This window comes from Lactobacillus acetotolerans DSM 20749 = JCM 3825, assembly GCF_001436775.1.
Classification (GTDB): Bacteria; Bacillota; Bacilli; order Lactobacillales; family Lactobacillaceae; genus Lactobacillus; species Lactobacillus acetotolerans.
Map to the genome: position 1 here is coordinate 1 of NZ_AYZC01000051.1, position 9,482 is coordinate 9,482.

Consider the following 9,482-nt stretch of genomic DNA (forward strand, 5'->3'; position numbering starts at 1 on the left):
TAAATTTAGACATAGTAAAAGACCTAAAAGTGTCTCACTTTTAGGTCTCACTTCATTGAGGTCATCTGGTATTTTTGACTTTAATTAATTTCTTTTACTTTTTTGTTTTTCCTGACTTGCACTAATAAGTTGCCTTCCACGAAAGCTAAGATGAAACTGGCTGTTAAAAAGTCCATCACGTTTCCTGAAGAAAAGGCGGCGAATAACATACAGGCTACGGATGCGATCATTGAACTGTTTAAGAAGGTCCTGACGCCTTTATAACGAAGCCATTCAAACGCGGCATATAACATGATCACGACATATGGCCCAATAAAGAGGAGCATTCCGATCCAACCAAGAGAGTAGATCTGCGAAGCAAAATCCCGTTCCAAGTTGAAAATATTGGTTTCCCGAGTGTAAGAAATGCCTAAATACTTATCAAGCTTATTATCGTTAGTTTTGACAACCTGATTAAGCATTGCTTCCTCTACATTACGATTTTGCATCCGGTTTTGCCCAGATTCGTGCATCATTTTAATCCAAAAATCAGGGTCATATTGGTAAGGATAACTCTTTAAGATGAATCTCGGATTAATAGCATAAGCGTGGTAATTATTTCTGATGAAGTAGCGTAGGAATGCTTCTTTCTTTTCTCCTTTAGGGTACTTTTTAAGTCCGGCGTTCAATTCGCGCTTTTCGTTGCTTAAATCGTGATCCGATTGTTTGGCTAAGTAAATTTCGTAGTTGTAACGTTGGGTAGCTGGACCAAAAGGCAAGATTGCGATCGAACCTATTTCGATCAGTATGGCGGTTAAAAATGCCCAACCGCCTTTTTTAATATCCTTAAGCAGATATTTATGAATTACAAAGATTGCCAGGCCAATAAAAATTCCGCCAAGAAGCCCGAGTGCGGCAACTTTGGTGCCTAATTCGATCATGGCTAGGGCTTGTACCACATTTAAGGTAATAGTTTTCCAATTGAAGTGGGTAAAAAGAAAGTAGGTCATAAGGGGCACAAGCATGAACAACACAGCTGAGACCATGTTAGCAAAATTGAAGAATCCTTTAGACGCCATATGTGAGTAACCAATATTCGGATTAAAGAACCATGCGAAAATGTTGGAATTAATGAAGCCCGTTTCGTAGGATTTAAGTGAAATTACAAATAAGTTGGAAATAACGATGGTAAAGGAAAATAGCCCGGAGACACCTTCGATTACTTCTCTAAATTGCTTTTTTGTAAAATTCAGTTCATTGGTAAGGAAGATGACGATTAGTGGTAGCACCATTCTGATTAGGTAGAAAATTTCGCTACTTGTTGAATAGTTGTAATCGTTGGGGCTAACACTGATAAAGTTCTTTACGTGAATTAGATGCAGAATAGAATAGATGGCTAATAGGGCAATATAAGCAATTAGCCACTTTTCTTTACTTAGCTTTTGCCAAGTTTCCTTTTGGCTGAAGAACATGCCAACGATAACGGTGATTGCCAGAATTCGGATGATCGTAGGTAGTGTAAACGGCAGAACCTCAGCCAGTTTTCCATTATAAAACCAGTACAAGTCTAAAAATGGTTGAATTAGGATGAACCAGAATAAAACGGTTCGTGTTTTTTCTTTCAATTTTACTTCTCCATATGAATTCTTTCTTATTAGTATCTTTCCTAATTCTAGGCAAAAAAAGGTTAAAAAAAAAGAGCAGGTCGTATTCTTCCTGCTACTTTTGCAAAAAATTATTTATTTTTTCTTTTTGTTAGTCTTTTTCTCTGCTTTTTTGGTGATTTTCTTTACCGCTTTTTTATCAGATTTCTTGTTGTTTTTCTTTTCAGTCGTTTTAACCTTATTAAGTTTTTCAACCTTGACCTCGCTAATTGTAGCCGTCTTAGAATTCTTAATTGTGCTTGCAGATGCAGGTTTTAAATTCTTGAAATTAACGACCAATTTATTATTCAGATCGCTAATCGCGGTCTCATCAGCGGGATCATAATGAGTAATAGCTAAAAGGGCGGAATTATCGTAGATCTTTTCAACTTTACCTATAAAGGGCTTCGTAAGTTCTTCTTCAGACTTGGCACTAACGATTGCCCCTACTTTTACGTCTTCTTTTTTCATATGACCTTGTCTTCCTCTCTTGCCCATTGTTTAATTTACAATAGAAAGATAGTATTATAAAAGTTCATTATTTTCAAGTAAGGAGGCTGGATTTTGCAAAAAATAATTTTGATTGCTGGTCCAAGTGGTGCAGGTAAAACGACAATTTCAGAATATTTGACTAAAAAATTTGGTATTCCGCGAGTGATTACTCATACCACGCGGCCGATGCGTCCAGGGGAAGTGGCCAATAAGTCCTATTATTTTGAAAACAACGCCAGCTTTAGCAAGTTACACTTTTTTGAACATGTCAGGTACGGCTCCTATCAGTATGGCTCGAGTAAAGAAGCACTTGCTCGGGCTTGGAAGAAAAATGATATAGTTTCCTTGATTGTCAATATTGAAGGAGCTGCTTCCTATATTAAACAACTGGATAAACAAGTATTTTTTCTATATGTAACAACTTCGACTCGAACTGAATTGAAAGAAAGGCTGCTCAAACGGGGTGACGATCCTAAAAAAATTGCGGAACGTTTAAGTGGAAACGAGTTAAATTTACTTCCTGACAATTTAAAAAGGGATGCACACATTATTTTAAATGATAATTGGGATAAAACTAAGAAGAAGCTGAATGCTATCATAGCAGGTCTTCAGGCAGACTAACTCCCACTTTTTTACAAAAATAGACTATGCTTAAAATATTTCTTAACGGTATGGTAGCTGCTTTGACACAATTGTGTAACATTAAATGACTATCATAGAAAATGTCGATTGATTCAAGCAACCAATTTAAAAATAGTAATTGAAAAAAGAAACAAATAATATTTTAGGAGAGAAATTAATTTTGGATTACAAGCATAGTTTAATTAAGTTTACAGCAGTTTTATCTTTATTTTTAACCGGTATTTCTACCATCAACTTCACACCGAATACTGGAACTACCCAACAGGTACAAGCTGCTACTAAGAAGAGCTCAAAAACTAAGAAGCTTAATGCGGTAACTAAACTTGCTAAGAAACAAGTTGGTAAACGCTATGTTTGGGGTGCAACTGGTCCTAGTTCATTTGATTGTTCAGGTTTAGTACAGTATGTGTACAGAAAAGCTGGCGACAAGAACTTACCAAGAACCACTTATTCACAAGTTAATGTTGGTAAAAAAGTTTCATTAAAGCACTTAAAGAAGGGTGACCTTTTATTCTGGGGTTCAGCTTCAGCACCTTACCACGTTGGTATTTACGTTGGCGGCGGTAAGTATGTTCACGCTGCAACTCCTGCACAAGGTGTTCGTAAGCAAACTTTAAGTACTTACTTCTACCCATCAGCAGCTAAGCGTGTACTTTAATTAAGTATTAGAATTTAAATAATATTTGATTCTTTCTATATATAAGAGAAACGTCTAAGACAATCTGTTTTAGACGTTTTTTACGTACTAGTATCATAATTGTAATAATTATGTAACATAACGCGAGTAACATATGAAGTGTTGAATGATATAAAAAAGTTAAAAGTATTGTAGCTTTTTCAATTTTCGCTACCGCGTTAAGTATATTGGGAGAATTTGATTTGGATATTAAGAGTAATGTAGTTAAGTTTACTGCTGCAGCAGCTATAACAATCACAGGTATTTCAGCTGTTGGTGCAATTAACACAAATTCTACAACTTCTCATGTTGAAGCTGCTACCACAAGAGTGAAAGTAAATTATATTCCAGGTTATGGAGTTAATATTTGGAGTAATTATAATCACCCACATTTTACAGGCAAACGTGCAGGACACGGTGCCACTTATAATGTAATTTCTAAGGCAACTGACAAGAAGGGTAACCTTTGGTACCAAATTGGCCAAGGTCAATGGATCCAAGCTCAATACACTGTTAGTGCCAATAAAGCCGTTAAAAAAGATAAAAAGGCAAAAAAGCACAGTTCAAAGCAAGCTTCAGCAACTGCAGCTAGTGTAGTTAGTTTAGCTGAATCTGAACTTGGTAAACCTTATGTATGGGGTGCAACTGGTCCTTCTTCATTTGACTGCTCTGGTCTTACTTCATATGTGTATAACAAGGCTGCTGATAAAAATATTAGCCGGACAACTTATTCACAAGTTAAGCAAGGTAAGACAGTTTCAATGGATGATTTGCAACCAGGTGACTTATTATTCTGGGGCTCAGCTTCAGCTCCTTATCATGTGGGTATCTATGTTGGTAATAACCAATATGTCCATGCAGCTACCCCATCTCAAGGTGTTATTAAGCGAAAGTTAAGTTCATATTTCTACCCATCAGTAGCTAAGCGAATACTTTAATTAGTAATAACTAAAATCAACAGAGAATTTAAAATTAAGCATTTAGGAGAATTGTTTCTAGGTGCTTTTTTTATATTTTGCTGTTAGCTCTAACTTGATTAAAAATTTTTAAATGTTTAGAATTAAGAGTAGATTAAATAGATAATTTTAATCAATTTTCGCTACCAAAAAGGAGATTATATAATGAAACATAAATTCTTCAAAATAGGTGCAGTGGCAGCTTTGACTTTAACAGGTGTATCAGTTGCATCTGCACTTAAGCCCGTAACTGCAGCTAGCTATAAAACACCTTTAAAAAGAGTTGAGGTAAATTATTTACCTGGTAAGAGTATTCAAATTTGGACCAATTATCAGGGTGGCCAGCCAATAGGCTACCGAGCAAAGAACAACAGTAAATGGAATGTTGCGAAGATTGCTGTCGATAAAAAAGGTAATTTATGGTATCGAGTTGGAACCAACGAATGGATTCAGGCTCGTTACACAATTGAAATTAAAAAACTTGCTCCTAAGAAGACTAGTGATAAAGTTATAAAAATGCCTAAAAAGGCTAAGAAACAAAAGAAAGTTAACCTTTCTAACTTAGCTAACCAGATTAAAAAGACGGTTAATTCAAAGACAACTAAAACAGAAATACCTGCTGCTAAACCAACGGCCACACAAAATACTGCTAATAATACGGCAACTTTACCTAAAGCACCAGTTAGTCAAGCTGCTTCATTACCAGCTTCCACATCTGCCCAGGCTGCAGCCGTTGTAAATTTAGCTGAGCAACAAGTCGGTAAAGGTTATGGCTGGGGTGCCAACGGCCCTGATAACTTTGACTGTTCTAGCTTAGTCCAATACGTATACCAACAAGCTGCTGGAATTAATTTACCAAGAACTACATATGATCAGGTAAAAGTTGGCGAAGATGTACCTCTAGACCAACTCCAACCAGGTGATTTGTTATTCTGGGGTTCAACTACAGCTCCATACCACGTGGCTATTTATGTGGGCAATAATCAATACGTTAATGCCGCAACACCTGAACAAGGTGTAATATTGCAAACGATTAGTTCTTACTATTATCCAACATGTGCAAGACGGGTTTTGCAATAAAAAATATTTGAATGAAAATGAAATAGGATTACTCGTGGGAGTAATCCTTATTTTTTGCTCTGAATGATAAAATAAGATAAAAAATGATAAAAATATTTTTAAATGATAAAATAAGATAAAAGGAAAATAAAATGAATCCATTTAATCCAAGTTTTGGTAAAGTACCAACAGTCTTTTTGGATAGAAATAAATTAGTTAATACTGTGACAAAAAACTTAGAAAATCCCAATAGTCCATATCAAACCACACTTATTTATGGTTTGCGTGGAGTTGGGAAAACTTCTTTTTTAACAGATGTTAGCAAAAATGTGGCTAAAAAAAAGAACTGGATTGTAGTTAATTTAGTTCCTAATGATAAAATTTTACCTACGTTAATTGAAGGTATTTATAAACAATCTACACCAAAATTAAAGAAAATATTTGATAAAATAAATGGTTTTAAAATATCAGCTTTTGAAATAGAGATAAACGGACAAAAGAGCAATGATGCTTCAGTATCGCAAATTGCTTTGGAAACAATTCTTGAGCAATTAAAACAGCAAAATGTTCATTTATTAGTGACCATAGATGAAGTAAGTTCAACTCCTGAAATTCGCAACTTTGCTTCTATTTATCAAATAATGGTTAGGGAAGAATTTTATATTTCATTGATAATGACGGGGTTGCCTGATCAGGTTTCTGAGTTGCAAAATGATAAAGTATTAACCTTTTTATTAAGAAGTAAAAGGATTACGTTGTCACCATTAAATAAGTTAGATGTAAAATACCGTTATCGTGAAGCCTTTGCCAATGATGGCCGTAAAATAAGTGATTAAATTTTAAATAGAATGACGCTATTAACAAATGGTTACGCATATGCTTTTCAATTACTTGGATATTTACTTTGGGATACAGAAGAGAAAGAAATTACTAATAATGTACTTAATTCTGTTTTAGATGAATATAAAGAAGAATTGTATCGCAACGTTTATGGAAAAATATATTCTGGATTATCAGATGTTGACCAAGAATTTGTTAAAGCAATGGCTAAATTTAATGAAGAAAATGTTCCGATTAAATTTATTGAAGAAGAAATGGCTAAAACACATAATTATGTATCAATTTATCGCCGTCGCTTATTAGATGATCAAGTGATAATTTCTCCTAAACGTGGCTACGTTCAATTTACATTGCCATTTTTCAAAGATTTTATTATTGAAAATGGAATTATGTATGAATAAAACAAAACCGGTAACTGAAAATAGTTATCGGTTTTCTTTGTATTTAAATTTTATTTATGGTTACTGTGCTTTTTATTGGCAGTTTTCTTTGCATGTTTTACAACTTTTTTCTTGCTAGTTTTCAATGTGCTGTTTTGTCTAAATAATCTAAAAGTATAAGTATAAATACCTTTGATTTGTACCTTGTATTTATGAGTATTAACTAATTTTAGTTTTCCCGGCATAAAGGTTAAAGCAGCAGAATAACCATCGCCATAATAATCACTGCCAAAATTATGTACCCGGGTTGCCTGTGCTTTTTTATTAGTAGTCATATCCGTGATATAAACTTTTGGTGTGCGATTAATCTTTTGGTTGGCAAAATATACAGACCACGGCGTGTCACTATCGAGTAATTCATATGGTGAAACGCCGTTACTTGGGAATGTCACAGTATTTTTAACAGGCTTACGCAAAATATCATCTGCAAATACACCATTTTGAACAGAATAGAACTTGCCGTTACTACGGCCATATGCTGCACCGATTCCCATACGAGTTGCACGGGCAGATAGAAGCAAAGCACGGTGGCCAGTGTCACCGATTCCGGCGATATTATTATCATCTTGTAGTAAGTCCGTAACAATTTCACCGGCTGTAGCACCATCGTCAGATTCTAGAAAATTAATATTGCCAAGTGTGGCACTTTCAGCTGTATTCCAATCTTTATTGCTGATGTATTTTGGCTTTTTGTAGCCAAGTAAACCGTGAGCACGTAAAGAAGTTTTGGCATTCACTGCAGCTAATACTCCAGCACCAATTTGTGCGTCATCATTAATCGTCTTATTGTTGGCTTCATTAGGAAGTCCAGCAAGTGCACGGTAATAATTAACGTAGTCCATTGAAGTTTGAATATAATCTGCATCTAATTGACCAGGATCAAACGGATCGGCAAAATTAGGAGCTTTAACGTATAAGTTATTTTGATTGTAAGTTTGTTGGTTTAATTGCTTATATTCTGTCTGAAACTTGCGCACTTGTGCCGCTTCACTTTTGCTGTAATTAGCCGCTTGAACAGACTGATTTACTGAAAAAGTAGGGGCAATTGAGGTCGCCAATAAAACGCTAGTTGTGATAGCAATTAAAGCTTTTTTTATCTTCATCTATATTGTTTCTTGATTAAACTAAGTATTTCTTGAATCTTTCTTGGTTTTCAGGAGCTAACCTTACTTCGGCATGGACGCCATCATTTTCGTAACTTTCCTTCATTACTTGTGCGTGTTCATGTAAATATGCGAGTGTTTTGCCATCTGATAATGGTAAAAGCAAATTAAACTTTTTATAGTTAGCAAAAACACGTTTAGTAATCAATTTAGCTAATAACTTAATTGATTTTTCATCAGTAGCAGAATAAAGGATGTCGTTACCCTCAATTTGTGGGTAATTGCGATCAGTTTTGTCGGCTTTGTTGTAAGCAGTGATCATCGGAATATTTTTGATGCCGATTTCTCTTAAAACACTTTGAGTAGTTCTGATCATCTGAATCATGTTTGGATCTGATGCATCAACAACGTTGATTAATAAATCTGCATCTTTAGCCTCTTGAAGCGTAGCCTTAAATGATTCGACCAGGTTATGGGGCAATTTTGAAATAAAACCAACAGTATCAGATAGGATAAAACTAAAATTCTTATTGAGATCAATCCTTCTTACACTGGTGTCTAGCGTGGCAAAAAGCATGTTTTTAACAAATACTTCTTTGTCGCTACTTTCATCTGTAAATTCTTTAAGTAAACCATTCATCGTGGTTGATTTGCCAGCGTTGGTATAACCGACCAAAGCAACTTTAGGAATTTGCTTTTTGTTGCGTCGCTTAGACTTTATGTCTTCTTGGTTAGCAACCTTTTTAAGCTCTTTCTTAATTGCAGAAATTTGTTTATCAATCGTCCGGCGGTTCATTTCCAGTTTGGATTCACCAGCACCACGGTTGGCAAATCCACCACCAGTGGAACCACCGTTACCGCGCTGTTGGTCTAGACTATTTTCAGAGGGATGCAAGCGAGGCAATTCGTATTGCAAACGGGCTAATTGTACCTGCAATTTAGCTTGCTTTGTTTTCGCACGGTTGGCAAAAATTTCTAGAATTAGTTCCGTTCGATCGATTACCCGTAATTTAGTTAATTTTTCCAAGTTACGAATCTGAACTGGTGATAATTCATCATTTAGGACTAATACTTTTGCCTTTAAGCCGTGGGCCATTGACTTGATTTCATTAATTTTACCAAGACCAAAATAAGTACCGGCAACAATTTGCTCAGTATTTTGTCTTGATTGGCCAACGACTTCCATGTTGTTAGCTTCTGTTAAATTGGCTAATTCAGTCATGTAATAGTCAAAGTTGGGATCGTTTAAGTTAACGCCAGCAATATATGCCTTTGTCTTATGAGGTTCGTTATCTATCATCTAATAAGCTCTTCTTTCTGTAGTATTTTTAATGTCAGTTGTCATTTGAGTCCTAGTTTTAAAAATCCACATTTTAAGCTCTTCTTTCTATAGTTAGTTATATAGATTAATTGTAATACAAGTAGTAGGTGAGAGGAAAGGAAGAAGGATTTAAGATAGAGTATAATTAATGATATATAGTTATGTCGGGGGGGGGAAAAAAATGAAGGAAAAAGATAAAAATAATCTAAAATTAAAATTTTATAATAATCCAGGTATTGGAATAGACTTTGCAATTTTAAATTTATATACGAGTTACGCGTGGTGCTAGTTGTTTAAATTAACCAAATAGCCTAGATTATAAGTTAAAATA

Annotated in this window: 10 protein-coding genes; 6 read left to right on the forward strand and 4 right to left on the reverse strand. The window is 35.0% G+C overall.

Going from position 1 to position 9,482, the window contains the following annotated elements; all coding sequences use genetic code 11:
- Nucleotides 1–80: 80 nt before the first annotated feature.
- Nucleotides 81–1,604 (reverse strand): O-antigen ligase family protein, encoded by a 1,524-nt coding sequence (locus FC77_RS06850; RefSeq protein ID WP_056970879.1) that lies wholly within the window; start codon nt 1,602–1,604, stop codon nt 81–83.
- Nucleotides 1,605–1,718: 114 nt separating this feature from the next.
- Nucleotides 1,719–2,093, reverse strand: coding sequence for a DUF2187 domain-containing protein (locus FC77_RS06855; protein ID WP_056970881.1), 375 nt, complete (start codon nt 2,091–2,093; stop codon nt 1,719–1,721).
- 93 nt (nt 2,094–2,186) lie between these two features.
- On the opposite strand from FC77_RS06855, the gene FC77_RS06860 reads away from it, so the two are divergent.
- The 6 genes from FC77_RS06860 (at nt 2,187) to FC77_RS08300 (ending at nt 6,688) form a co-directional block, all read left to right on the forward strand.
- Entirely contained in the window at nt 2,187–2,735 is a 549-nt protein-coding gene (locus FC77_RS06860; protein ID WP_056970883.1) for a guanylate kinase, read from the forward strand.
- A gap of 181 nt (nt 2,736–2,916) precedes the next feature.
- Complete coding sequence (locus FC77_RS06865; protein WP_056970885.1) at nt 2,917–3,414, forward strand: C40 family peptidase; 498 nt, start codon at nt 2,917–2,919, stop codon at nt 3,412–3,414.
- A gap of 221 nt (nt 3,415–3,635) precedes the next feature.
- The gene (locus FC77_RS06870) at nt 3,636–4,370 is read left to right on the forward strand and encodes a C40 family peptidase (protein WP_056970887.1); all 735 of its coding nucleotides are present in this window, start codon (nt 3,636–3,638) and stop codon (nt 4,368–4,370) included.
- A gap of 183 nt (nt 4,371–4,553) precedes the next feature.
- Complete coding sequence (locus FC77_RS06875) at nt 4,554–5,468, forward strand: C40 family peptidase (protein WP_082621129.1); 915 nt, start codon at nt 4,554–4,556, stop codon at nt 5,466–5,468.
- Nucleotides 5,469–5,599: 131 nt separating this feature from the next.
- Entirely contained in the window at nt 5,600–6,283 is a 684-nt protein-coding gene (locus FC77_RS08295; protein ID WP_225723705.1) for an ATP-binding protein, read from the forward strand.
- Between the two features lie 12 nt (nt 6,284–6,295).
- Entirely contained in the window at nt 6,296–6,688 is a 393-nt protein-coding gene (locus FC77_RS08300) for a hypothetical protein (RefSeq protein WP_225723704.1), read from the forward strand.
- Nucleotides 6,689–6,738: 50 nt separating this feature from the next.
- Here the strand turns inward: FC77_RS08300 and FC77_RS06885 are convergent, their stop codons facing one another.
- Nucleotides 6,739–7,830, reverse strand: a complete 1,092-nt coding sequence (locus FC77_RS06885) for a CAP domain-containing protein (protein ID WP_056970891.1) — start codon at nt 7,828–7,830, stop codon at nt 6,739–6,741.
- A gap of 16 nt (nt 7,831–7,846) precedes the next feature.
- Nucleotides 7,847–9,130, reverse strand: a complete 1,284-nt coding sequence (gene hflX / locus FC77_RS06890; protein WP_054682202.1) for a GTPase HflX — start codon at nt 9,128–9,130, stop codon at nt 7,847–7,849.
- Nucleotides 9,131–9,482 lie beyond the last annotated feature (352 nt).